At 58.4% G+C, this 25,013-nt stretch carries 24 protein-coding genes and 1 tRNA gene; 10 read left to right on the top strand and 15 right to left on the bottom strand.

From position 1 onward, the window contains the following. Positions 1 to 58: 58 nt before the first annotated feature. Positions 59 to 142 (bottom strand) — tRNA-Leu (locus tag KZZ06_RS18600). A 119-nt stretch (positions 143 to 261) separates the two neighbouring features. Between KZZ06_RS18600 and KZZ06_RS18595 the strand changes: the two genes are divergently transcribed. From KZZ06_RS18595 to KZZ06_RS18575, 5 genes are all read left to right on the top strand, one after another. After that, positions 262 to 783, top strand: a complete 522-nt coding sequence (locus KZZ06_RS18595; protein ID WP_219581511.1) for a Hint domain-containing protein — start codon at positions 262 to 264, stop codon at positions 781 to 783. A gap of 379 nt (positions 784 to 1,162) precedes the next feature. Further along, entirely contained in the window at positions 1,163 to 1,501 is a 339-nt protein-coding gene (locus KZZ06_RS18590; RefSeq protein WP_219581510.1) for a P-II family nitrogen regulator, read from the top strand. A gap of 35 nt (positions 1,502 to 1,536) precedes the next feature. Next, entirely contained in the window at positions 1,537 to 2,943 is a 1,407-nt protein-coding gene (gene glnA / locus KZZ06_RS18585) for a type I glutamate--ammonia ligase (protein WP_219581509.1), read from the top strand. A 147-nt stretch (positions 2,944 to 3,090) separates the two neighbouring features. Further along, positions 3,091 to 3,894, top strand: a complete 804-nt coding sequence (locus KZZ06_RS18580; RefSeq protein ID WP_219581508.1) for a lytic transglycosylase domain-containing protein — start codon at positions 3,091 to 3,093, stop codon at positions 3,892 to 3,894. Between the two features lie 259 nt (positions 3,895 to 4,153). Continuing rightward, positions 4,154 to 4,582, top strand: coding sequence for a glyoxalase superfamily protein (locus KZZ06_RS18575; protein ID WP_219581507.1), 429 nt, complete (start codon positions 4,154 to 4,156; stop codon positions 4,580 to 4,582). A 20-nt stretch (positions 4,583 to 4,602) separates the two neighbouring features. On the opposite strand, the gene KZZ06_RS18570 is transcribed toward KZZ06_RS18575, so the two are convergent. The 11 genes from KZZ06_RS18570 to yajC form a co-directional block, all read right to left on the bottom strand. After that, positions 4,603 to 5,325: a DUF3445 domain-containing protein gene (locus tag KZZ06_RS18570; RefSeq protein WP_306664510.1), complete on the bottom strand. Its 723-nt coding sequence runs from the start codon at positions 5,323 to 5,325 to the stop codon at positions 4,603 to 4,605. A gap of 176 nt (positions 5,326 to 5,501) precedes the next feature. Beyond that, on the bottom strand, positions 5,502 to 6,041 hold the full coding sequence (locus KZZ06_RS18565; protein ID WP_219581505.1) for a DsbE family thiol:disulfide interchange protein: 540 nt from the start codon (positions 6,039 to 6,041) through the stop codon (positions 5,502 to 5,504). After that, on the bottom strand, positions 6,034 to 6,183 hold the full coding sequence (gene ccmD / locus KZZ06_RS18560) for a heme exporter protein CcmD (RefSeq protein ID WP_219581504.1): 150 nt from the start codon (positions 6,181 to 6,183) through the stop codon (positions 6,034 to 6,036). The genes KZZ06_RS18565 and ccmD overlap by 8 nt, the downstream gene beginning before the upstream one ends. Next, complete coding sequence (locus tag KZZ06_RS18555; protein WP_219581503.1) at positions 6,183 to 6,917, bottom strand: heme ABC transporter permease; 735 nt, start codon at positions 6,915 to 6,917, stop codon at positions 6,183 to 6,185. The genes ccmD and KZZ06_RS18555 overlap by 1 nt, the downstream gene beginning before the upstream one ends. A gap of 64 nt (positions 6,918 to 6,981) precedes the next feature. Continuing rightward, the gene (ccmB, locus tag KZZ06_RS18550) at positions 6,982 to 7,638 is read right to left on the bottom strand and encodes a heme exporter protein CcmB (RefSeq protein WP_219581502.1); all 657 of its coding nucleotides are present in this window, start codon (positions 7,636 to 7,638) and stop codon (positions 6,982 to 6,984) included. Beyond that, positions 7,635 to 8,252, bottom strand: coding sequence for a heme ABC exporter ATP-binding protein CcmA (gene ccmA / locus KZZ06_RS18545; protein ID WP_219581501.1), 618 nt, complete (start codon positions 8,250 to 8,252; stop codon positions 7,635 to 7,637). Before ccmA ends, ccmB begins: the two co-directional genes overlap by 4 nt. A 1-nt stretch (position 8,253) precedes the next feature. Next, positions 8,254 to 8,607, bottom strand: coding sequence for an Mth938-like domain-containing protein (locus KZZ06_RS18540; protein ID WP_219581500.1), 354 nt, complete (start codon positions 8,605 to 8,607; stop codon positions 8,254 to 8,256). 4 nt (positions 8,608 to 8,611) lie between these two features. Continuing rightward, the gene (locus tag KZZ06_RS18535) at positions 8,612 to 9,367 is read right to left on the bottom strand and encodes a sulfite exporter TauE/SafE family protein (RefSeq protein ID WP_219581499.1); all 756 of its coding nucleotides are present in this window, start codon (positions 9,365 to 9,367) and stop codon (positions 8,612 to 8,614) included. Beyond that, positions 9,360 to 10,328 (bottom strand): protein translocase subunit SecF, encoded by a 969-nt coding sequence (gene secF, locus KZZ06_RS18530; protein ID WP_219581498.1) that lies wholly within the window; start codon positions 10,326 to 10,328, stop codon positions 9,360 to 9,362. The genes KZZ06_RS18535 and secF overlap by 8 nt, the downstream gene beginning before the upstream one ends. 9 nt (positions 10,329 to 10,337) lie before the next feature. Next, on the bottom strand, positions 10,338 to 11,987 hold the full coding sequence (secD, locus tag KZZ06_RS18525; RefSeq protein ID WP_219581497.1) for a protein translocase subunit SecD: 1,650 nt from the start codon (positions 11,985 to 11,987) through the stop codon (positions 10,338 to 10,340). Between the two features lie 36 nt (positions 11,988 to 12,023). After that, positions 12,024 to 12,302, bottom strand: a complete 279-nt coding sequence (gene yajC / locus KZZ06_RS18520; RefSeq protein ID WP_219581496.1) for a preprotein translocase subunit YajC — start codon at positions 12,300 to 12,302, stop codon at positions 12,024 to 12,026. A 370-nt stretch (positions 12,303 to 12,672) separates the two neighbouring features. Here yajC and KZZ06_RS18515 point away from each other — a divergent pair, with 370 nt between their 5' ends. The 3 genes from KZZ06_RS18515 (at position 12,673) to KZZ06_RS18505 (ending at position 16,017) form a co-directional block, all read left to right on the top strand. Continuing rightward, entirely contained in the window at positions 12,673 to 13,845 is a 1,173-nt protein-coding gene (locus KZZ06_RS18515; protein ID WP_219581495.1) for a pentapeptide repeat-containing protein, read from the top strand. A 106-nt stretch (positions 13,846 to 13,951) separates the two neighbouring features. Beyond that, on the top strand, positions 13,952 to 15,244 hold the full coding sequence (gene serS / locus KZZ06_RS18510) for a serine--tRNA ligase (protein WP_219581494.1): 1,293 nt from the start codon (positions 13,952 to 13,954) through the stop codon (positions 15,242 to 15,244). Between the two features lie 65 nt (positions 15,245 to 15,309). Continuing rightward, on the top strand, positions 15,310 to 16,017 hold the full coding sequence (locus KZZ06_RS18505) for a tryptophan-rich sensory protein (protein ID WP_219581493.1): 708 nt from the start codon (positions 15,310 to 15,312) through the stop codon (positions 16,015 to 16,017). 37 nt (positions 16,018 to 16,054) lie between these two features. Here the strand turns inward: KZZ06_RS18505 and der are convergent, their stop codons facing one another. Genes der through KZZ06_RS18490 form a run of 3 tightly spaced genes read right to left on the bottom strand, consistent with a single transcriptional unit; the run spans position 16,055 to position 19,727 of the window. Further along, entirely contained in the window at positions 16,055 to 17,530 is a 1,476-nt protein-coding gene (der, locus tag KZZ06_RS18500) for a ribosome biogenesis GTPase Der (protein WP_219581492.1), read from the bottom strand. A gap of 51 nt (positions 17,531 to 17,581) precedes the next feature. Next, complete coding sequence (locus KZZ06_RS18495) at positions 17,582 to 18,961, bottom strand: PQQ-like beta-propeller repeat protein (protein ID WP_257884471.1); 1,380 nt, start codon at positions 18,959 to 18,961, stop codon at positions 17,582 to 17,584. A gap of 52 nt (positions 18,962 to 19,013) precedes the next feature. Then, positions 19,014 to 19,727, bottom strand: coding sequence for a tetratricopeptide repeat protein (locus KZZ06_RS18490; RefSeq protein WP_219581491.1), 714 nt, complete (start codon positions 19,725 to 19,727; stop codon positions 19,014 to 19,016). Positions 19,728 to 19,941: 214 nt separating this feature from the next. On the opposite strand from KZZ06_RS18490, the gene KZZ06_RS18485 reads away from it, so the two are divergent. Then, positions 19,942 to 21,189 carry an efflux RND transporter periplasmic adaptor subunit gene (locus KZZ06_RS18485; protein WP_219581490.1) on the top strand — a complete coding sequence of 416 codons (1,248 nt, stop codon included), beginning with the start codon at positions 19,942 to 19,944 and terminating at the stop codon, positions 21,187 to 21,189. Further along, on the top strand, positions 21,186 to 25,013 hold the full coding sequence (locus tag KZZ06_RS18480; protein ID WP_219581489.1) for an efflux RND transporter permease subunit: 3,828 nt from the start codon (positions 21,186 to 21,188) through the stop codon (positions 25,011 to 25,013). The genes KZZ06_RS18485 and KZZ06_RS18480 overlap by 4 nt, the downstream gene beginning before the upstream one ends.

Below are 25,013 nucleotides of genomic sequence, written 5' to 3'. Positions count from 1 at the left end.
AGAAACACAGAAAAAACCCAAACGGCTCAGGTGGTTGTCGAACATAGCGAAGGAAGAGTGGTGCGGGTGAAGGGACTCGAACCCCCACGCCATAGGCGCCAGAACCTAAATCTGGTGCGTCTACCAATTCCGCCACACCCGCATTGCGCGGTCTCTATCAAACTAGTTAGGGATAGGCGAGTACAAAAAACACAAGACACCAACTGTTTTTTACCATAACCTAACGGTCACCTGAGGCAGGTAAATAAGGAAAATACGCCCATGAAACCGAATACGGTCGTGCGCGTCAGCGAAAAAGTTTCGCTAGCGGGCCAATATATGCCCTATGTCAGTGTCGATACAGGCCTGATATCGGGGACACGTTTGCTCACTCTTGATGGGGAAATTCCGGTGGAAGTTCTCAGCATTGGTGACAAACTCATCACGCGCGACTGCGGGATTTCCAAAGTCACCCATATTCAACGCACCACTCGGAAAGTGCGCACAATCTCTTGTGCGGCGGGGTCCTTGGGCCATACGCGCCCTGAAAGCGACACGCTTTTGGCCGGTGACCAAATGGTCCTGATCCGGGATTGGCGCTCGCGGGCGCTGTTCAACTGTGAACGTGCTTTGGTGCCGGCGCGCGCGCTGGTTGATGGCGAATTCATCATTGATCAAGGCGAACAACAGCAGGTGGTGATCCAGATATTCTGCGACAGCCCGCATATTATCTATGCTGGCGGGCTTGAGCTGGGAACAGCCGATGCCAGTCGCGCCAGAGGTGCGGCGTTAGACGCGGCATAGGCGACCACATCGATAGCTGCCGGTGCCAATCGGTTTGGGCAGCTTTCGACACCGCGCCACACCCAGAACCGGGTCGCTAACACGCCCGAATAGGTGACGGTTCGCATCGCTATGCGAGGAATCAGACCGACGGGAAATCTTGCGCCAAACTGTTTCCCTATGGCTAAAACCATCCGCCGCTTGCGAAAATGCGGATACCCCCGCCCCCACAATTTCACTTCTGCCTATAATTTAATCGCATAGCACATTTTTCGTGCTGAGCGCTCGAAATTTCATCGCTCTGTGTGGACTCCGCCTGCCGCTTGGTAGACCGTCGACTTGCATCGTGAAATGACGCTGATGAAAACATTAATTGCGCATATCGGCAGGGAGGCCTCAGATGAAAAAAATCGAAGCTGTGATCAAACCGTTCAAGTTAGATGAAGTAAAAGAGGCGCTTCAGGACGTCGGCGTTCAGGGTCTGAGCGTGATCGAAGTCAAAGGTTTCGGTCGTCAAAAGGGCCACACCGAATTGTACCGTGGTGCCGAATACGTCGTGGATTTCCTGCCCAAGGTTAAAATCGAGATTGTTCTGGATGATGACCAGGTCGATGCCGCTGTCGAAGCCATCGTGAACGCTGCGAAAACCGAAAAGATCGGGGATGGCAAAATTTTTGTCAGCACCATCGAACAAACAATCCGCATCCGCACCGGCGAGACCGGTTCAGACGCGCTGTAATCCAACAAAAGTTCTAAGAAAGAGGATATCATCCAATGAGCACCAAGGACTTCTTGAAAAAAATCAAGGACGAGGACATCGAATACGTAGATGTTCGCTTTACGGACACACGCGGCAAGCTGCAGCACGTCACAATCGTTTCTGATCTGGTCGACGAAGACTTCATCGAAGAGGGCTTCATGTTTGACGGCTCCTCGATCGCGGGCTGGAAAAGCATCGAAGCATCGGACATGAAACTGATGCTCGACACCGATACCGCCTATGTTGACCCGTTCTATGCCGAAAAAACACTTTGCGTGCACTGCTCGATCGTTGAACCCGACACCGGCGAAGCCTATGACCGTGACCCACGCGGCACGGCCCAAAAAGCCGAAGCATACCTGATATCTTCGGGTATTGGCGACACAGCCTATATGGGTCCGGAAGCCGAATTCTTCCTGTTCGACAACGTTAAATACTCGAACTCGATCAACAAGGTATCCTACGAAGTTGACGCATCCGACGCGTCCTGGAACACCGATACCGACTACGAGATGGGCAACATGGGCCACCGCCCCGGCCTTAAGGGTGGGTATTTCCCGGTTAACCCCGTCGACGAATCCCAAGATCTGCGTGCCGAAATGCTGTCGACGATGAAACGTCTTGGCATGAAGGTCGACAAGCACCACCACGAGGTTGCGTCTTGTCAGCACGAGCTGGGCCTGATTTTCGGTACCCTGACGCACCAAGCGGACGAACTGCAAAAGTACAAATATGTGATCCACAACGTGGCACATGCGTACGGCAAATCGGCAACCTTTATGCCCAAGCCTATCTATGGCGACAACGGTTCCGGCATGCACGTGAACATGTCGATCTGGAAAGACGGCAAGCCGTTGTTTGCAGGCGACAAATACGCCGACCTGTCCCAAGAAGCACTGTATTTCATCGGCGGCATCCTGTCCCACGCCAAGTCGTTGAACGCCTTCACCAACCCGGCGACCAACAGCTACAAGCGCCTGATCCCCGGTTTCGAAGCCCCCGTTCTGCGCGCCTACTCTGCGCGCAACCGCTCGGGTTGTGTTCGGATCCCATGGACAGAAAGCCCCAAAGCCAAGCGCGTCGAGGCACGTTTCCCCGATCCAGCAGCCAACCCCTACCTGTGCTTCGCAGCACTGTTGATGGCTGGCCTTGACGGCATCAAAAACAAGATCGATCCGGGCGAAGCCATGGATAAGAACCTGTATGATCTGCCTGCCGAAGAACTGGCCGATATCCCAACCGTATGTGGCTCCCTGCGTGAAGCGCTGGAAGAACTGCAAAGCGACATGGATTATCTGCTGGCCGGTGACGTGTTCACCAAGGACCAGATCGAAGGCTATATCGAACTCAAGATGGAAGAAGTGCACAAATACGAGCACACACCCCACCCTGTTGAATTCGGCATGTACTACAGCTGCTAATCAACAGTAGACAAGAAAATCCAAAGGGCGTCCCACACGGGGCGCCCTTTTTGCATGTTGCCTGTCTGGCTATTCACACTAGTTTCACTTTGCAGATTTAACACCAACGGCTAATGTTGCCTAAATTCCGTCACTTTGAGGTTCCCCATGCATCCATTCAAGATTTTCGCCGCAGCCTGTTTGCTCACGGCGGGGTTTTCGTCACCTCTATACGCCGCACAATGTGGCAACAGCGCCGGCGGCTTCAACGCATGGAAATCGGCCTTTGCCAAAGAAGCCGCCGCAGCAGGCGTGGGCCAACCTGGGCTGAACGCCTTGGCAAATGCGCAATATGCCTCCGGCACCATCTCAGCCGACCGCAATCAAAAATCCTTTAAATACACGCTCTCGAAATTCATGCAGGTGCGCGGCGCAGATACAATCGTGGCGCAAGGCCGCAAACGCAAAGCCCGCGATCCCGGCTTTTACGCCGCGCTCGAATCCCGTTTTGGCGTGCCGGCTGGCGTGATCATCGCGATCCACGGCATGGAAACGGCCTTTGGCCATTTTATGGGCGACAGCTCTGTCGTCTCGGCAATCACGACCTTGACCTATGATTGCCGCCGCTCTGCATTCTTTGAACCCCATGCCATCGGTGCGCTGAAACTGGTCGACGCAGGCGCGATCAACAGCGCAACCAAGGGCGCGAAACACGGCGAACTTGGCCACACCCAATTCCTGCCGGGCAATGCCCTGCGCTACGGCGTTGACGCAAACGGCGACGGGCGCGTCGATTTCTACAATCAGGCAGACGCCCTGGCATCGACCGCAAACTTTCTGCGCCAAAAAGGCTGGCAACCCGGCGTCGGCTACCAAGAAGGCCAAGGCAATTTCGAAGTCATCAAGCAATGGAATGCGGCTGGCGTCTATCAAAAAGCCATCGCCATCATGGGCGCGCGCATCGACGGCTAACGTTGAAACAAGCTGCGCGCCCGATGCGGTGCGCAGCCCTTCCATTCCAAATGGTCCAAAATCCTCGCCGAAGGCATCAGGGGCCGCCCCCACAAACCTCCCCTTGAAATCCGGGCGTAGGCCCGCCATATGAGGTCAAGGGAAAGGCCCCTGCCGTCCGCATTCCGGTGAAGCCCTTGAAAATACGACACCTTCAATCTCGCCGATTGATGGGCAACGCGGACCCCCTTCGACTTTTGCGAGAGCAGGAGTGTTAAAAATGACAACCCAAATACCTTCGACCGATATCCTGAAATCTCAGGCAAAACGACTTCGCGCTGATCTCGCATCCCAAGGCAACGCTGTTTCCCACGCTGCCACATTGGAAATGGTCGCCCATCAATGGGGCGCGCGCGACTGGAACACGCTCAGCGCACGCGCCAGTTTCCCGGCCCAAGGCTGGACACCAGGCGACCGCGTCTCGGGCCGCTACCTTGGCCAGCCGTTCAAAGGGGCCGTGAAAGCCTCCAAACTGTCCGGCAGCGGGATGTGGTCGCTCACGCTTCGCTTTGACGAAGCGGTTGATGTGGTCACATCGCCCCTGTTCAGCAACCTGCGACGTCAGGTGAACGCTGTTGTGGGGGCGAACGGTGTTTCACCGCGCAGAACCTCCGACGGCCAGCCGCATCTGGTGCTGGATCCGCGCTAACATCTGACACGCCCGCCCGATCATTTTCCGGCGGGCGTGTCATCACGGCGCACAACCGTGGTATGGATCGTAAACACCACAGCATCCGTTTCAGGCAACCGCAAAATACATTGCCGTTCCGACCGCATAAATGGCATCGCCTCGTCAACCTCACGCTTGCGCGGCTGGTGCAGATCAGCATCGGCATAGGTCAACCTGTTGAACCGCCACAGCGGCCGCCCAACCTGCACCCCGTCAAACAATCGCTGCACACGGCGCGCAATATTCGCGTCATATTCGTCAACCGGAACATGGATTGCCGTCAAAGGCTGCTCAATTTTCTCGGCCAACCGCCAATTCGCAGGAAAGCATAACACCGCGGCGGCCAGAACATGCTCGTCCCCCCGCTTTTGCAAAACACAGATGTCTTCCTGCACCAAATGCCCCAAGCTGCGCAACGGCGCACGCCAATCCAAAGAAACCTCGCGCCCGTCAGGGCAAACAACGCGGCTGTCCCCTACAGCAAAGCCAAGTTTGGGCAAGATCGCCAATGCCTCGCGCAACAGCTCGCAACTGGCCTGCCGCGCCTCCTCCGGTTCATACAAGACCGCATTCGGGCGCTCAGCAATCAACGCCGCCCGATACTGCATCTGCGCGCCATAAGCATCATCCACGCGCAGCCAATCCTCCGCCCCACACGGCGCAACACCCGGCAACCGCACATCGCCACTCTGCTCTGCCGGTAATTCTCGTTGTAAGATCATTCTCATAGCGCAAGTGATACGAGGACAGTCCCGCCAAGTCACATAAAATGATAGGCGCGCCTGCCTTCCGTATTCTCTGGCTCGTAAATATCCTCGCCGAAGGCGAAATTCTTTTGGACACCGCCCAAAGGAAAAGATGCCTTCGGCGAGGATTTAAAACCATTTGGAAATACGGGTTACTGCTTCATCGCATCCCGAAGTGCGGGTAGAAACCGTTGTTCATAATCGCTGCCTACCAAAGGGCCAGCAAAGCGGAACAAAACGGTACCATCACCACCAATGATAAAAGTTTCAGGCGGCGCGGTCACGCCCCAGTCGATCGCGGTACGCCCCTGCGGGTCAAAGGCAACGCCTTGGAACGGGTTGCCATCATCTGTCAGATAGCTTTTTGCCGCACCTGCTGTGTCTTTGAAGTTGACCCCGACGATGGCAATCCCGTCGGCCTGCATTTTCAACAAGGTCGGATGCTCTGCCCGGCACGGCGGGCACCAGCTGGCCCAGAAGTTCACCAGCGTGACATCGCCATTGTTAAAGGCGTCGGCGGCGGGTGCGGCAAAGCCTTCTAGCACTTTGTCGGGCAGTGCCGGGGCGGTTTGCCCGACCAATGTCGAAGGGAGCCCTTCGGGGTCAGGACGAAACATGCCAAAGGCTGCAAGCGCGACGAACGCCGCAAAGATCAGCGGCGGGGCGATCATCAGGGGCGAGATTTTAGGCATCTTTATCGGCCTCGATCCGCGCCAGGTCTGCCCGTGCACGGCGGCCCTTGCGCAAGCTCAGCACGATCAGCCCTGCAATGAGCATCAGCGAAAGCCCGTAGGCCCCCAGCACTTCGGCGGCGTATTTTCCCAGATCGGGCATCAGATATCTTTCTTGCGGCGTGCAAGCAGCGCGCGGGCGCGGCGCAGGCGGATTTCAGTGCCGGTGCGGTACAAGACCAGTGCCAAGAACAACAGGCCGAACCCGACCATGCTGAGGGCAAGCGGGTAAAAGAACACATCTGACACCGTGCGCCCGCCTGTCGCCACCGGCACGGACGTCCCTTGGTGCAGGCCCTGGTTCCAGAATTTCACCGCATAGCGCGACAATACAGCAAACACGGAGCCCACGAGGCACAGCACCGAGGTCAGATCGGCGGCGGTATCGGGGTCCTCGACGGCCTCCCACAGGGCGATATAGCCGAGGTAGAACAGAAACAGGATCAGGAATGACGTCAGGCGCGGGTCCCACGCCCACCACGTGCCCCACATCGGCTGGCCCCAGATGGCACCGGTCACCAGCGCGATCAGGGTCATGGTGATCCCCACGGGCGCAGCAGCCTTGGCGGCCAGGGCGCTGACATGGTGTCGGCGGATCAGCCAGATCAGCGAGGCCACCAGCATCATGAACCACGCGTTGATCGCCATCAGGGCTGCGGGAACGTGCAGATAGATAATCTTGACCGTTGATCCCTGACGGTAATCATCGGGTGTCACGAAAAACCCCCAGACCAACCCAACGACCATGCAAATGGCTGCGGCCGCCCACAGGAACGGTTGCACACGGGCGGACAGGCCCAAAAATTTCACCGGATTGGCGTATTCCCACAATGACATGTTCGGTATTTACCCTTCCGCTAGGATGCACTCAATGGGCAAAACGTCTCAGGCGGGATCCGTATCACCGCAATGTCATCCGCAGCACCGCAGCCGAGGCAAAAGGCATCAGCGCAATCGTGCCCAGCGTGATGCCTGCAAGCAGGATCAAAGGCGTTGTACCATCCAGCCCCATCGCGCCACGACGTGCCGCTTCGGCCCCGAAAATCAACGTGGGCACATAGAGCGGCAAGACCAGCAGTGACATCAGCAACCCCCCGCGTTTGATCCCCACGGTCAGCGCCGCGCCAAACGCACCGATCACCGACAGCGCTGGCGTGCCAAGGCCAAGCGATGCGATCAGCCAAAGATAGCCGTCAGGTTCGAGGTTCAGCATCAGCCCCAAGATGGGCGCGGCTAAAACCAATGGCAGGCCCGTCGTCAGCCAATGGGACAGCGCCTTGATGCTCAGCGCAGCCTCAAGCGGCAGGGGCGCGGTGGCCAGCAAGTCCAGCGTGCCATCCTCGAAATCAAGCGCCAACAACCGGTCCAGCGACAGCAGGCAAGCGAGCAGCGCCCCCAGCCACAACACCCCCGGCGCGATGGTCGACAGCAATTCGGATTGCGGGCCGACGCTGAACGGCACCAGCACCGTCACAATCAAAAAGAACGCAAGCCCAAGGCCAAAGCCACCGCCCGCACGGAACGCCAGCATCAGGTCACGGTGCAGCAGCGCGATCATAGAAATGCCTCGTCACTGGCACCGCTGCGCATGTCTGCTTTGGCGCGGTACGGGGTGACATCAAAGGTTTCGGCATTCAGGCCAAGGTCGATATGGGTCGCAATCAGCGCCATGCCCCCTGCCCGCAAATGTGCCGTGACTGCGGATGCAAACATCGCAACGGCGTCAGCGTCCAGTGACACGGTGGGTTCATCCAGCACCCAAACGGGTCGCCCTGTGACCATCAACCGCGCCAACCCCAACCGCCGTTTCTGCCCCGCCGATAGCGTGCCCGCCAGCCGGTCGCGCAACGGGTCAAGCTGATAGGCGGCCAGCGCTGGTTCAATGTCACTATTGCCAAAAACCTGCGCCCAGAAGGTCAGGTTTTCCGCCACGCTTAACATCGCCTTGAGGCCATCCGCATGCCCGGCATAGGCGATGGTTTCATCCGCCCCGTCGATCTGCCCCAACAGCGGTGGTTGCAGCCCCGCGATGGTGCGCAGCAGCGTGGTTTTGCCCGCGCCGTTTGGCCCGCGCAAGATCAGCGCCGTACCGGGCGTCACCTCGAACGACACGCCGCCCAATACGGGCACACCGCCACGGGCCACCGCCAGATCATTTACCCGCAATGTCATATCAGATCGGTATCATCGCCAACGCTACGCGCCGGCCTTCGCTAAGCAACACGTTATAGGTCCGCGATGCCGCGGGCGATGACATGACTTCAAGGCCCAGCCCTGCGTCTTCGAGTTGGCGGCGCGTGTCGGCAGGCACATGGGCGATCTCGGCCCCCATCCCCAGAAACAGAATGTCAATCTTGCCTGCAAGGTCCAGCAGCGCGGTTACGTCGTCAAATCCGCCCCACGTCTGCGTGCCCATGGCACCGGTAATCACCGGCCCCTCGATCACGGTGCCGCCAATACGGAAAAACCCGGGGCCGTACCCTTCGACAGGTTTGGCATCGTTAAACACAACCTCGTTCAGGCGCATGACCTTATCCTTTCCACAGCGGCAGACCGATAATAGCGGAAAGCCCGATGACAATATAGGCCACAGTACGGAAAAGCGTTTCAGAGCTTGGGTCAAATAGCCGCGCCCCGATCATATTGGCCAGGACACTGGGAATACCCATCAACAAACCCAGCACCACGATCTGCCAGACCAACAGATCCCCGAGCCAAAGCATGGCAAACAGCAGCAGATCAATGCCCACCAGATACAGCAGGAAATTCGCACGGATCACAGCGATTGGCAGCTTGCTGGCCATATAAAGCATGATCACAGGCGGCCCGGCGATGCCTGCAAACCCTGTCATAAAACCACCCAAAGCGCCCGTGCCAATGATCAATGATGTGCCCATGGGGCCGGAATAGCGCCAACCGGTGATCAGCAACGCCAGCAGGGTTATGACAACACCGGATACGATCCAGCCGAACGGATCGGGCGATACGTAAGACAAGCAGAGCAATCCCAGCGGCATGGCCAGCACAACGCCCGCCAGTAGCAATGAAATGTCGCGTTTGGTGCCTTGGCGCAGCGCAGATGGCAAATTGGGCAACGGGCCCAGCAATTCTGCCGCAGTTAGAAATATGACCGCTTGAACCGGGCTGAGGATCGATGCCGCCACGGGCATGATGATCATTGCGCTGCCAAATCCGGCAAATCCGCGCACCAATCCTGCAATAATTACGGTTAGCAGCAGCCAGATCAGACCTGTGGTCGATCCGGCTGTCGCTAATATCTCAGGCATCTATGTTGGCGTATTGGCCTGTGTTGTTGTCTTTCTTGGTCCAATCCCGTTTGACCCCAAGGAACAGCACCACGTTTTTCGCCACATAGACCGATGAATAGGTCCCGACGACAACGCCCCATGTGATCGCAAAAACAAAGCCACGGATCACATCGCCGCCCAGAACCAACAGCGCAATCAGCGCCAACAGGGTCGTGCCCGAAGTCATCAGGGTCCGGCTGAGGGTTTCGTTCACACTGATGTTCATCACATCGCGCAGGGGGCGTTTTTTGTACTTGCGCAGGTTTTCCCGCAGCCGGTCAAAGATCACTACCGTATCGTTGATCGAATAGCCGATGATCGTCAGGATCGCCGCGATCACGGGCAAATCGAACCGGATTTGGAGGGCCGAGAAAATACCGATGGTCAGGATCACATCGTGAAACAGGGCCGCAACCGCGCCCACGGAAAACTGCCATTCGAACCGCAACCAGATATAGATCAGGATCGCAGCCAGTGATGCACCAACGGCTAGGAACGCCGTCTGGATAAGCTCGCCCGATACTTTCGGGCCGACCGATTCAACCGAGGTAAAGATGATATTCGGCGCGACGGTTTTCAGCGCGCCTTCAACGGCTGCGATCATCTCAGGCGTTGCGGCTTCTTCGCCCTCTTGCGCCTGAATGCGTACCATGGCCACGTGTTTACTGTCATCGCTGGTCGGATCAAACACCTCAGAGATCGATATATCACCCAGCCCCAACGGCTCCATCGCGGCGCGGTACGCGGCCACGTCAACGGCAGTTTCGCTTTGGGTGCGCAATGTCGTGCCCCCGCGGAAATCGATGCCATAGTTCAGACCCATCGTGAACCACACGGCCAAGGCAAGAACCACAGCCACGCAGGACGCGCCAAAGGTGAATTTGGCGTGTTTGAAAAAGTCAAAGTTGGTTTCGTCAGGGATCAGTCGCAAGCGTTTCATATCAGTTTCCTAGACCGTGATCGTCTTGGGACGGGCGCGTTCAAACCAGAACACGACCATCAGACGGGTGACGAAATATGCGGTAAAGACCGACGTGATAATGCCAATACCCAGCGTCACGGCAAAGCCGCGTACCGGCCCCGACCCCAACACAAACAGGATCACAGCGATGATAAAGGTGGTGATGTTGGCATCCAGAATGGCGCTTAGCGCGCGCTCATAGCCCAGGCTGATGGCACGCGCAGGGCCTTTGGCGGTTTTCAGTTCCTCGCGGATACGTTCAAAGATCAGCACGTTCGCATCAACCGCCATACCGACAGTCAGAACGATGCCCGCAATACCGGGCAATGTCAGCGTGGCACCGATCAGGCTGAGCAGGCCAAAGATCATGCACACGTTCACGACCAGCGCGATGTTGGCAAAAAACCCGAACAAACCATAGCTGGCCCACATAAAGAACAGCACAGCGATGAACGCGACAGTCGTGGCGATCTTGCCCGCGTCGATGCTGTCTTGGCCCAGTTCCGGCCCGATTGTACGTTCCTCCACAAAGGTCAGACCCGCAGGCAAGGCCCCTGCCCGCAGCAAGACGGCCAGATTGGTCGATTCCTCGACCGAGAAATTGCCAGTGATGATACCCGACCCGCCGGGAATGGCGCTTTGGATCGTGGGCGCGCTGATGACTTCGTTGTCCAAGACAATCGCAAAAGGCGCGCCGATGTTTTCAGCCGTGTAGGTCCCGAATTTGCGGGCACCCGTGGTATCAAACCGGAAGCTGACCGCAGGCCGACCGTTCTGGTCAAAGCTGGGCTGCGCATCGACCAGCTGTTCGCCGGTCACAACAGGGGCGGTTTCGATGATATAGAACACACCAGCGGATTCCGCGTCAGGCAACAGCGAATTGCCCAGACCGGGGGATGCATTTTCGTCCGCGCCGCGGTTCACAACGGGGTTGAACGTCAACTGCGCCGTGGTCCCGATAATAGCCTTCAGCTCGGCTGCCGACCCGATGCCCGGCACCTGAATAAGGATGCGGTCAGACCCCTGACGCTGGATCGTGGGTTCGCGTGTGCCTACCTCGTCGATGCGGCGGCGGATGATCTCCAGCGATTGCTGCATCGTCCGCTCGTCCGTGGCCAGCTTTTCGGCGTCGGACAATACCACGCTAATGATATCCTCGGCACCGCTGACGACGATGTCGTTTTGCCCGGCCCCGGTGATCGTTTGCACAGGCCGCGCCAATGTGCGCGTCGCCTCAAGCGCCTCTGCCAGCTTTGCAGCGTCGTTGATCCGCACGCGCAATTCGCCCTCGGGCGCATCAACGCGGCGTACCGGCGTGATCGACCGCAACACATCGCGCACCTCGGGCCATGCCGCTTCCATCCGGTTGGCATAGACCTCGGCTACGTTGACCTCGGCCAGCAGATGCGCACCGCCGCGCAGATCCAGCCCAAGGTTCACCAACTGTTCGGGCAGAAAGTCAGGCCACAGCGCCGCCTGCGCCTCAAGCTCGGGGGTGGCACCGGCCACATCCATCGCTTTGATCGCATCATTATGCTGCTCTACGGGGCCGTAAAACGCGTTCGGCAGCGCCAGATACAGGCCAGCCGCACAGGTAAGGATGATCAACACCCGTTTCCACAGATCAATCTGAAGCATGGCGCAAGCCCTTCTTAACGCTGCCGTTTTGGCAGTTTACTTGGCTGGTTCGGTCTTGGAGACAACAGTCGCGATGGTCGACTGGATCACGCGCACTTTGACGTTTTCGGCCAATTCGACCTCAAGCTCGCCGTCGTCTTTGACCTTAACAACCTTGCCGATCAACCCGCCTTGGGTCACGACCTGATCACCACGGCGCAGACCCGCAACCATCGCCTGATGTTCTTTCACCTTCTTCTGCTGAGGGCGGATCAGCAGGAAATACATGATCGCGAAGATCAGAATGAGAGGGACGAATTGTTGAATACCTTGCATGGCGTTGATCCTTTGAGTGAGGGAGCACGCCCGTTCCGGCCTGCCGTCGAAGTTTGGCGGAACCTAGGTCTAGATGCGGGGCTTTGCAAGGAGGCTTAACGTGTATTTCAACCCCCAATGGGCAATGGACGACGCCCGCAAGAGCCGGGTTCACCCCCGTGAATGCGGTTTGCACGGTTGTGACACGCGATTTTGCACGGCATGGTGGTGGGGAATAATACGAAATGAGTTCACAATGTTTTCTGCCATTTTTAAAACCATCACTGATCCAGTATTTTGGGCATTTGTTATTGGATCATTCTTTTTTGTATTCGCTGTCAGACTGATAACTCCAAAATTAACAAGAAAGTGGCTGCGTGAAAACTACGTGATGCTGGTCCTTCTAGCGGCATCGTTGCTTACGGCTTCAGCGCTCACCTTTTATTTGGTCGAAATCGCGATCAGCGTTTCAGGCTTGGTGGATCGTTTGCACGCAGCCGCAAATGATCCAAGCAAAACTCCCGAAGACCTGCGCCACCTCGGAACAACCGTCGCGCTCCTGATGGGTGTTTTGGCCGCAGCCGCGACAATCTTTTTTTCGATCATCCGCGTTTGGATCAACGAACGCACCGCATCAGCGGCAGAAGAAGCCTTGTTTAATGACAAGATTAACAACGCCGTGAACGATCTGCACGCCCAACGACAAGTCACCCTGTGGGATGAAGCAGACCGCCCTACAGGGTGGCAAGATGACGTCACCCGCCGCAACGGGGCCATTGACCGGCTTGAAGGGTTGGCAGGCGAAGAACCCAAAGCCGCCCCGCGTATCGCGCGAATGCTGGCGGTTTATGTTCGCGAACTGTCCCGCGAACATCCGCCGGAGGATGCACCATCATCAGATGATCCCATAGTTCTTCGCGATTGGGCCCGCGCCCTGACACCGGCCCGATCTGACATGCAAAACGCGGTGCAGGTGTTGGGTCGGCTCAAGAAAACAACAAGCTTGCCATTGGACAGTGGCGAGATTGATCTGACCGGGGCTAACCTACAGGGGTTTGATTTACGCCAGTTGGATTTTGACCGCGCAAAAATGCAGGGTGCGAAATTGCAGGGGGCGAACCTCAGCAGCGCGCAGTTGCAGGGGGCGAACCTCTTCAGCGCGCAGTTGCAGGGGGCGGACCTCATCAAGGCGCAGTTGCAGGGGGCGTACCTCATAAAGGCGCAGTTGCAGGGGGCGAGCCTCTGGGAGGCGCAGTTGCAGGGGGCGATCCTCTTGGGGGCGGAGTTGCAGAGGACACAGTTTGATAGTTCAACATCCTTTACCGCCGCTACTCTTCGAGGTGCTGCGGTAAAGGATGTTAATTTTACAGATGCTACCCTATCGACAGAACAGCTCAAAATTATGTTTGGTGATGCTTCCGTCACCCTGCCCGGCGGCCATGGCCCCGATCACGCAAGCTGGCCCAAGCGTTGGAGCAAAGAAAACCTCGACTGGGAAGAATTCAAAACCCAATGGCGCGCCTTCCAGCGCTCCATCGGCCAAGACCCCATGAACCCCACATAACCCGCCACACCACATCTGGCCCCGCGATCCACAATCGGGCATAACGCGGGGCAAAGCGTGCCTGAGCGATTCAAAACCGGGCGATACAAGATCAAAGGACAGACCCATGCATGACATCAAAGCCATCCGCGAAAACCCTGATGCGTTTGACGCGGCCCTCGCACGGCGCGGCGATGCGCCTGTGTCCGGTGATATCCTTGCGTTGGACGAGGCGCGGCGCGGCATGATCCTTAGCGCGGAAACAGCGCAGGCCGAACAAAACAAAGCCTCCAAACTGGTGGGCGCGGCCAAGGCATCGGGTGACGAGGCCGAATTCGAACGCCTGCGCGCTTTGGTCAGTGAGAAAAAGGCCGAGGTCGCGCAGATGCAGGCCGAGGCCAAGGAACTGGACGCCAAGCTGACCGACACGCTGGCGCGCATCCCCAACCTGCCCGCTGATGATGTGCCCCATGGTGCCGACGAAAATGACAACGTCGAGATCAGCCGCTGGGGCGATGTGCCCACGCTTGATTTCGCCGCGAAAGAGCATTTCGAGATCACCAGCGTTGCCGCGTCGATGGATTTTGAAACGGCTGCAAAAACGTCGGGCGCACGGTTTGTGATGCTCAAGGGCGCTGTGGCGCGTATTCACCGCGCGTTGGCGCAGTTCATGGTCGACACCCATGTGGATGACAACGGGCTGACCGAATATGCGACCCCCGTGCTGGTGCGCGACGAGGCGATGTATGGCACCGACAAGCTGCCGAAATTCGGCGATGAAAGCTATCAGACGACAAACGGCTGGTGGTTGATCCCGACCTCCGAAGTGACGCTGACCTATTCGGTGTCCGGCGATGTGCTGGAGGAAACCGCCCTGCCCCGCCGCATGACCGCGCATACCCTGTGCTTCAGGTCCGAGGCCGGATCGGCGGGTCGTGACACATCGGGCATGCTGCGCCAGCACCAGTTCGAAAAGGTCGAGATGGTATCGATCACGCATCCGGATACGTCGGACGACGAACAAAAGCGCATGCTGCGCTGTGCAGAGGATCTGCTGGAACGCCTGAACATCCCCTATCGCACCGTGCTTTTGTGCACCGGCGACATGGGCTTTGGCGCGCGCCGCACCTATGATATCGAGGCATGGTTGCCCGGTCAGAACGCCTATCGCGAGATCAGTTCGGTCTCGACCACTGGCGCCTTTCAGGCGCGGCGCATGAATGCACGGTTCAAGCCCGCGGATGGTGGCAAGCCGCAGTTCGTGCATACGCTTAACGGGTCCGGACTGGCCGTGGGGCGCTGCCTGATTGCAGTGCTCGAGAATGGTCAGCAAGCTGACGGATCGGTGAAACTGCCAGACGTTTTGGCCCCCTATCTGGGTGGCAAGACCGTTTTGGGCGCGGATGGTAAGTTGTCATAATCTCTGGGAACTGAAGGCCACCGTGCTATGTTGCCTTTTGAATGATTTCTTCAAAAGGACGCATCATGGCCCGCCCCCTGACCGCATTTGTGACATTTCTTCTGGCCATCGGCTTTGCTGCGTCACCGTTTTTCGTGACCAGCTTTGCCGGGTTTGACCCCAACCAGTTCCCGGTGCCGCAGGTTTCGCCGCCTGTCCAGCCGGCGGGTTATGCCTTTTCAATCTGGGGCGTGATCTATCTGTGGCTGATCATCGGCATGGGCTGGGGCCTGTGGAAAGCCCGCGAGGATTTCGCATGGCACGATATGCGCGTACCGCTGGCCGTTTCGCTGTTCATCGGATGTTTCTGGTTGGCGGTGGCCAATGCCAGCCCCGTCTGGGCGTCGGTCCTGATCTGGGCCATGCTGATCGCGGCACTGATCGCCCTGTTCGAAGCCCCCGAAGGCGACCGCTGGTTCGCCGCCCTGCCTGTCGGGCTATATGCAGGCTGGCTAAGTGCGGCGTCCTGCGTGTCGTTGGGCCTGCTGGCCGCGGGCTATGGCTGGGTCAGCGCCGAAACGGCCGGGCTGATTTTTGTGAGCGTCGCCATCGTGATTGCTGCCGCGGTGCAATCGACGCTGATGCGCACGCCGACTTATGGCATAGCGGTGATTTGGGCGCTGATTGGTGTGGTGGTGCATAACTATGCCACGACACCAAGCGTTGCAGCGCTGGCAGCAGGCGGGTCTATTGCCCTGCTGCTGCCAACATTCAAATCATGGCGTAAGTCCTGAAAGGCGCGCGGAATTTTTCGAAAAAATCCTGACGCGCCTAGCGGTCCTTGCGATGGCCTTCAGTATGTTTGCGCAGCTTTGACGGCTTGGCCTTTTTGCGCCCCTTATAGGGGTTCGCGTCAGACTGGCCGCGCATCCAGATACGGATCGGTGTGCCGGGCATATCAAAGTCAATCCGCAAGCCATTCACCAGATAGCGGTTATAGCTTTCCGGCACCTTGTCGGGATGGCTACACATGACAACAAAGCCCGGTGGCCGGGTCTTGGCTTGGGTCATATAGCGCAGTTTGATGCGTTTGCCTTGTGGCGCGGGGGGCGGATGCGCCTCCATCATGCCAGCCAGCCAGCGGTTCAGCTGCGCGGTTGTGACACGGCGGTTCCACACGTCATAGGCGCGCATGATTGCTTGATGCAGGCGGTCCAAACCACGGCCCGTTTTCGCGGATACCGTCACCAAAGGCGCGCCCTTAAGCTGCGGCAGCAAGCGTTCAAAGCTTTCGCGCAGGTCTTTCAGCTTGCCTTGCTTGTCGGTCTCAAGGTCCCACTTGTTCACCGCAACCACGACGGCACGGCCTTCGCGTTCAGCCAAGTCGGCGATGCGCAAATCCTGCTGTTCAAAGGGGATTTCAGCGTCCAGCAGCACAACCACGACTTCGGCGAACTTAACCGCACGCAGGCCGTCGCTAACGCTTAGCTTTTCGAGTTTTTCTTGGATCTTGGCCTTTTTCCGCATGCCCGCCGTATCAAAGATACGCATCGGCACATCGTCCCAAACGGTGCGCAAGGAAATCGCATCGCGGGTAATCCCGGCCTCTGGCCCGGTCAGCAAGCGGTCTTCGCCCATAATCTGGTTGATCAGCGTGGATTTACCCGCATTCGGGCGGCCTACCACGGCGACTTGCAGCGGCTTGGCGTTGGTGGGCACGGGCATGGGCGCATCGTCATCGCCCAGTTCGGCCTCTTCCTCGGTCAGGTCCACGTCGGTTTCGGGGGTGTCTGTATCGACGCGTTCGGCAAAGCTGTCGGCGATTGGCATTAGGTGGGTATAAAGGTCGTTCAACCCTTCGCCATGTTCCGCCGACATGCGGATCGGTTCGCCCAGCCCAAGGCTGTAGGCCTCGATCACACCGGCGTCGGCGGCTTTGCCCTCGCCTTTGTTTGCGGCCAAGATCACATGGGCAGATTTCTTGCGCAGGATATCGGCAAACACCAGATCAGACGGGGTCACGCCGACGCGGGCATCGATCATGAACAGGCAGACATCGGCCATATCAACCGCGCGTTCGGTCAAACGGCGCATGCGTCCCTGAAGGCTGTCGTCGGTGACTTCCTCAAGTCCGGCGGTGTCGATCACTGTGAATCGCAGGTCGGCCAGACGTGCAGCGCCCTCGCGCAGATCGCGCGTCACACCGGGTTGGTCATCGACCAACGCCAGTTTTTTACCGACAAGACGGTTGAACAGCGTGGATTTTCCCACATTGGGACGGCCCACGATGGCGAGGGTGAAAGACATTGAAACGGCTCCGAAGGTCAGGTCAAGCCTGCCCTCTAGACTATTTCATGGTCAACGGAAAGCGTGCAATTGCCCTTTTGACGACACAACATAAAGTGTCCCACCCGCCACAACCGGCGCTGTGGTCGCGCCACCGGGGATATCGACTGTCCCGATCAACGCACCATTGGTTGGATTATAGCTGCGCAACACGCCATCGTTCGACGCGATGATAATCCGGCCACCGGCCAGAATCGGGCCATAATGCGCGAAAACTTCGGACTGCCGTTTCGGCTTATCCTTGACGAAATTCGGCAGTTTCGCGCCCCAGATGCGCCCACCAGTGTTGGCGTCAAGACGCACCAGTTCGTTCAAATCAGTGATCGCGAACACGCTATCGCCCGCAGGCCAGACCGGGCCCACCACGCCTTCGCGTGCGGTCCACAGACGTTCACCACCCGCCAAGGTAACGGCGGCCAGACGACCCGAGATATTGCCGACATAGACGGTATTTCCCGAGATGACTGGTGCCCCTGTGATGTCAGACACATTGGCAAAGGCGCGGCCCGGACGTTTGCCCAGAACCGACGTATCCCAGCGGTTCAACCCGCCACGGCGGAACAGGCCCTGCACTTCGCCCGAGCCGAACGCCATGACGGCGATTTCAGGGCTGATCGCAGGGGCTGGCGCGCCCAAAACGTTGCCCACAACGTTATTCGATCCGGTTTGCCATTCCACGCGGCCGTTGTTTTTATTCAAGGCCCAGCCCAGATCATCACCCGATGTGAAGTAAACCAGATCACCATAAACCGTCGGTGCGCCAGATCCGGTCGCTTCGATATCTTGTTCCCAGCGGGTCGCACCCGATGTGGTATCCAATGCGGAGACGGTTCCGAACCCAAGCGAGACATAAAGCGTGTCACCCTCGACCGCTAAGCCACCGCCGGTGGCATCGCCCTGCCCGTCATTGGTTGGCGTCAGATCGCGCGTCCACAAGGTCGCCCCCGAGGTCGACGTCGCCGTGACCAAGGCGCTGGAATCGATGGTATAAACCCGCCCGCCCGCAACGACGGGTACGGCGTTAATCCGTTGCTTTCGGCTGTCGCCGCTGCCGATGTTGGCAGACCATGCCAATTGCGGCGCGGCAGACAATGCGGCGTGGCTGATGCGGGTGCTGGGCGTGCCTGCGGCTTGGGTCCAGTTGGCATTGTTTGTCATCGCGGGCAGCGAAATCGCACGCGATGTGTTTTCGGGCGCGGCCAAATCGGTTGGGGCGTCGAAACCATCGTCGCTTTGCAGAACGGCGCGCACATCTTCGCGCAGGCCGGGCAGAATCACTTCAGGCTCAGAACAGGCAGACAGCAGCAGCAGGGATGCCACGACGGCCCCCATCCCCAACGAGACCCGCCCGGTTCGCGGTGATCTTGCACAGATGCGGTGAAGATTGGTCATAGCCCTGCTCGCTTTGCTCTTAACTCATGTCATTCTTGCGCCATTGCTGACGTTAGTTGCCGTCCGTACCTGCTGCGTCAGACGCGTCAGATAGCCCAGTCGGGATCGCGGTGCCCATGTCGGGCTCGCCTCCTAGGGCCACAATCACCTGAAGGGCACGTTGTTGCAAGTCTGTGGTGACTTCGGCGTCCAATAAGATCGCTTGATAGCGGTCAATCGCACCTTGTGCGTTGTTTTCTTCGATGTCGATCAGCGCCAATTGTTCGCTTGCCAGCAACCGCAGGACGTTGCCCGGCTGCGCCAGCGCTTCGAGCGCCAGACGGCGTTCGCTGGCGGGGGTATCCGTGCCTTGCAATGTCACCGCTTTGAACTGCGCGATCTCGCGGTAAATGGCGGGCACATCGCCGTTGATGGCGATCGCATTCAGTGTTTCGATTGCAGCGGCGGTATCGCCCGCCTCGGCCTGTTCAGAGGCAGCAAGGAACCCGATCACGGCAGCAGATTGCGCCGACTCTGTTTCGATTTCCGCAAGCGCAGCGGCACGGCTGGCCGAATCTTCGATCGACAGGGCAGCGAACATCGCATCGCCGAGTGCCTCAGCTTGGGCGCGGGCCTGAGCCTTTTGATATTCATTCCACGCGGCACCACCAACCAGCAGCACCACAGCCAGAATGGCGATCCAGCCATACCGCTTGAGCATGAAATAGAAACGGTCGCGGCGGACTTCTTCGTTCACCTCGTCAATGAAACTGTCTGTATCGCTCATGTCTTGCCTGTCCCACCGTGAATTAGCGCCCCTCTTAACCTGCGGCAGCCACACTGCCAAGGGCATCCTTGCATCGTCTTTCAGCATCCAAGGGACGACAGCGGCGCAGTTGGCACAAAAAGGCGATGCGAACTGGCCACGCATCCCGATTTGGCCTAACAAAACGTTGTCTATATTATGCGACCAACGAAATCTGACCGGCCAGAGGCAAATTATGCGTATTTTTTCCATTCTCGCGGCAATTGTCGTTTCAGCACTCCTGTACATGGCAATCTTTGAACGCGACGCCCTGCTGGGCCGGTCTGGGAACCAGCCGGAGGGCACCGAGACCGCACAAGAAGGCGCCGCTGATGACGGCCAAAACCTGTCCCAGATCGCCGGGCAAGAGCTGGTCAAGGTTGTCGTGCAACGCAGTACCGCCCGCCAGTTGGCATCAGCCGTCATTGTGCGGGGCCAGACCTCTGCCGCACGTACCGTTGATGTCGCCGCTGAAACCTCTGCCATCGTGACGTCCCCGCCGCTGCGCAAGGGTGCTACCGTCACCGCTGGTGAAACCATGTGCACATTGGACATCGGCACACGTGGTGCTGCCAAAACCGAGGCCGAAGCCCGCCTTGCCGAGGCTGAATCGCGTGTACCCGAGGCCCAAGCCCGCGTCGAAGAGGCGCAAGCGCGGTTGGACGAAACATTGATCAAGCTGAATGCAGCCGAAAAGCTAGGCGAAGGCGGGTTTTCATCCACCACGCAACTGGCGACCGCGCAGGCAGCAACGGCAGGGGCACGGGCCAGCCTTAGCTCTGCCAAGGCCGGGTTGAATGCGGCAAAAGCAGGGATCGAAGCCGCCGCCGCCGCCGTGGCCGGTGCAAAGGCCGAGATCGACCGCCTGACATTGACCGCCCCCTTTGACGGATTGCTGGAAAGCGACACCGCAGAATTGGGCAGCCTGTTGCAAAAGGGCAGCCTATGCGCGCGGATCATCCAGCTGGACCCGATCAAGCTGGTCGGCTTTGTTCCCGAAACCGAGGTAAGCCGCGTCACATTGGGGGCTATTGCCCGCGCGCGGTTGGCCGCTGACAACCGCGAGATCGGCGGTCAGGTTACATTCATCTCGCGCGCTTCTGACCCGACGACGCGCACCTTCCGCATCGAGATTGACGTCACCAACGATGATCTGGCCATCCGTGACGGGCAAACCGCCGAAATCGCCATATCCTCGGCCGGGGTGGACGCGCATTTGCTGCCGCAATCGGCTTTAACGCTGAATGACGAGGGTATCCTGGGCGTGCGTGTGATCGACGATGCAAATGTCGTCGGCTTTGTCCCCGTGCAACTGGTCCGCGACACCAAACAGGGGGTCTGGGTCAGCGGATTGCCACAGACATCGAATGTGATCGTGTTGGGTCAGGAATACGTCATCGCTGGCGTCACCGTCGCACCGACCTACCGTGAGGTCACCCAATGAGCGGTATCGTCGATTGGGCTGCTGGCCGTGCCCGCATGGTTATGGCGTTTATTCTGCTAAGCCTTGTAGTGGGCGGTTATGCCTATTCGACCCTGCCCAAAGAGGGCGAGCCCGACATCGAAATCCCTGCCCTGTTCGTATCCGTGCAGTTCCCCGGCATTTCCGCCATCGACAGTGAAACCTTGCTGGTCAAACCGATGGAAACCGAACTGTCCGATCTGGACGGGCTGAAAACCATGACGGGCACGGCTGCTGAAAACTATGCCGGTGTCGCGCTTGAGTTCGAATTTGGCTGGGACAAGACCAAGATCATGGCCGACGTGCGCGACGCCATGAGCACAGCCGAGGGCAAATTCCCCGAAGGCTATGAGAAATATTCGATCACCGAGATCAACTTTTCCGAATTCCCGATCATCATCGTCAACCTGACCGGCCCTGTTCCGGAACGCACGATGGCCCGCGTCGCGCGCGAATTGCAGGACGAGCTGGAAGGCATGGATGCCGTGCTTGAGGCCGGGCTTGCCGGTGACCGCGACGAAATGCTTGAGGTCTTGATCGACCCGCTGCGCCTTGAGGCCTATGACGTGACCGCCGGTGAATTGATCAACACGGTTCAGAACAACAACCAGCTGATCGCCGCTGGCGAGGTGCAGTCGGATCAGGGCACGTTCTCGGTCAAGATTCCATCGTCCTTTAACGAACCACGTGACGTCTATGACCTGCCCGTTAAAACCAACGGGGACCGCGTTGTGACTTTGGGTGATCTGGCCACAATCAACCTGACCTTCGAGGACCGCGAAGGCACCGCGCGCTTTAACGGCGAGAAGACGCTGGCCTTGCAGGTGGTGAAACGCAAGGGTTTCAACCTGATCGACACGTCATCACGCGTCAAAGAGGTCGTGGCCGAACAAAGCGCGAATTGGCCTGACGGGCTGAAAGCCGCCGTGAAAATTGGCACCTCGAACGATCAAAGCCGCGTCGTCGACAGCATGGTGCAGCAGCTTTTGGGGTCGGTTCTGACCGCTGTGGCACTGGTGATGATCGTGGTGTTGGCCGCCCTTGGTATCCGCGCGGCGCTGTTGGTCGGTTTCGCGATCCCGACCTCGTTTCTATTGTGTTTCGCCTTTCTGGCGCTCATGGGGATCTCGATCTCGAACATTGTGATGTTCGGGCTGATCTTGGCCGTGGGCATGCTGGTGGATGGGGCCATCGTGGTGGTCGAATATGCCGATGCGCGTCAGCAGCAGGGCGAAGGGCCGATGCAGGCCTATGTCACCGCCGCCAAGCGCATGTTCTGGCCGATCATTTCATCAACCGCCACAACGCTATGTGCGTTTTTGCCCATGCTGTTCTGGCCCGGTGTTCCGGGGCAATTCATGGGCATGTTGCCGGTCACCTTGATCTTCGTTCTGTCCGCATCCTTGGTGGTTGCCTTGGTTTATCTGCCCGTTCTGGGCGGCGTGACCGGGCGGCTTGAACGCTGGATGGCCGATAATATGACAGCCATCGCGAACCTGCGTCTGTACCTGCATTTGCTGCTGTTTCCGGTGGCTTTTGTCATGGTGGCCATTCCGATGGCATTGGCGCAGCCCCTGTTCGGGGTGATGTCGGCGCAGTTTGCATCCATGGACGGGCTGGATATTGTCGGCTCAGTTATTCCGGTATTTGCCGTTGTTTTCCTGTGCATTGCGGCGCTGGCTGCCCTCGTGTCGGTTGGCATATCGGGCGCGATGCTGGGGCTTGTCAGCTTTTTCGCGCTGTTCACCCGCATGGGGCGCGGTGGCCAATGGGTCACGTCCAAGCTGTTCAGCAAGCCCGTCGATGTCATCAAGGCAGGCTATCGCAGATCGGCATTCGGGCGTGTGATCGAATTTATCGCGGGCAACCCTGTGATGCCGCTGGTCGTGATTGGTGTGGTGTTTGTCTTTGTTGGCACGACGATGATCTTCTTTAGCAACAACTCAAAAGGCATTGAATTCTTTGTTGAATCCGAACCCGAGCAGGCCATCGTTTACGTTTTGGCGCGCGGCAACCTGTCATTGACAGAAAAAGACGCGATCATGAAGCAGGCCGAAGAGATCGTGCTGGACCACCCCGGCGTGTTGACGGCATTTGCCTTTGCAGGCGAAGGCGGGCTGGACAGCAATACCGGCGGCGCACAGGCCCCCAAGGACAGCATCGGCCAGATCCAGCTTGAGACCATTCCATGGGAAGACCGCGCCCTGCGGCCCGAACTGGACGGCGATCTTGTGATTGCGGAACTGACCGAAGAGCTGGGCCAAATCCCCGGCATCAAAATCGAAATTCTGGCTCAGGCCCGAGGTCCGGCATCGGCCAAGCCCGTGCATCTGCGACTAAAGGCCAACGACTTTGACGATCTGATAGTTGCGACCGAACTGACGCGCGCGCAATTCGACACAACCCCCGGCCTGACCTTGGTCGAAGACACGCGCCCCCTGCCCGGCATTGATTGGCAAATCGACGTGGATGTCGCCAAAGCAGGACAATACGGGGCCGATGTATTGACAGTCGGTGCCATGGTGCAGCTTGTCACGCGCGGGTTGCTGTTGGACACCATGCGGGTTGATACCTCGGACGAAGAGATCGAGATCAGGGTCCGGCTGCCCGAAAACGATCGCGTGCTCAGCACCCTTGATACGCTCAAGGTGCGCACCATTGATGGTTTGGTCCCCCTGTCGAATTTCATCACACGCATGCCCGTCCCCAAATTGGCCGAAATCAACCGCGTCGAGCAAAAGCGTTACCTTGACATCAAGGCCGGTGTTTCTGTGGGTCTGGCCAAGCTGGTGAAGACTGATGAGATCGACGGCGAAGAGACGGATATCACCTTGGCCACCATGCGTCCGGCGGCGTCGGATGCGGATATCACAGCACTGGATGGCACGGGGTACAAGATCACCGACCGCACGGTTGCGGCCACCGATATCGACCTGCAAGACGGGCTGGCCAAGGCACAGCTGCGCCTGATCCCGATCAATGCCAACGAACGTATTACCGAGATCACCAAATGGCTCGAGACCAACCCGTTACCCGCTGGCGTCAGCTATGAATGGACCGGCGACCAAGAGGATCAGGCCGAAAGTCAGGCGTTCCTAAGCTCTGCCTTTACGGCGGCCTTGGGGTTGATGTTCATCATCCTGCTGGCCCAGTTCAACAGCATCTATAATTCGGTGTTGGTGCTGATCGCCGTCGTTCTATCAACCACGGGCGTGTTGATCGGGATGCTGGTGATGGATCAAACGTTTTCGATCATCATGACCGGCACGGGGATTGTCGCCTTGGCCGGGATCGTGGTGAACAACAATATCATCCTGATCGATACCTATCAGGAATTCAGCCAGTACATGCCCCGGATCGAGGCGATTATTCGCACCGCTCAGGCCCGAATTCGCCCGGTTCTGTTGACCACCATAACAACAATGGCGGGGCTTGCCCCGATGATGTTCGGGCTTAGCCTTGATTTCGCCAATGGCGGCTACACCATCGACAGCCCCACTGCCCTGTGGTGGAAACAGCTGGCGACAGCCGTTGTATTCGGCCTTGGCGTGGCCACGGTGTTGACGCTGATGGTGACGCCATCGCTGCTGGCCCTGCGCGTGTGGGCCACCACCTATGCACGCTGGGTCGCGCAGTTGTTGGCAAAGATGTCGCTGGGCCGTGCCAGTAAGGCAGCACAGGACTGGGCGCTGGAAAAGGACGCGCAGCGTCTTAAGACCGGCATCCTGATCTGGGGTGATGACGCCGAACCGGCGCACAGCCCCGATCCGGCCGATGAACTGGCGAAACTGCGCGCCGCCGAATAG

This window comes from Sulfitobacter sp. CW3 (assembly GCF_019392245.1).
In the GTDB taxonomy this organism is placed as follows: Bacteria; Pseudomonadota; Alphaproteobacteria; order Rhodobacterales; family Rhodobacteraceae; genus Sulfitobacter.
The sequence above is the reverse complement of the archived record's forward strand: the minus strand, read 5'-3'. Positions and strand labels throughout refer to the sequence as shown.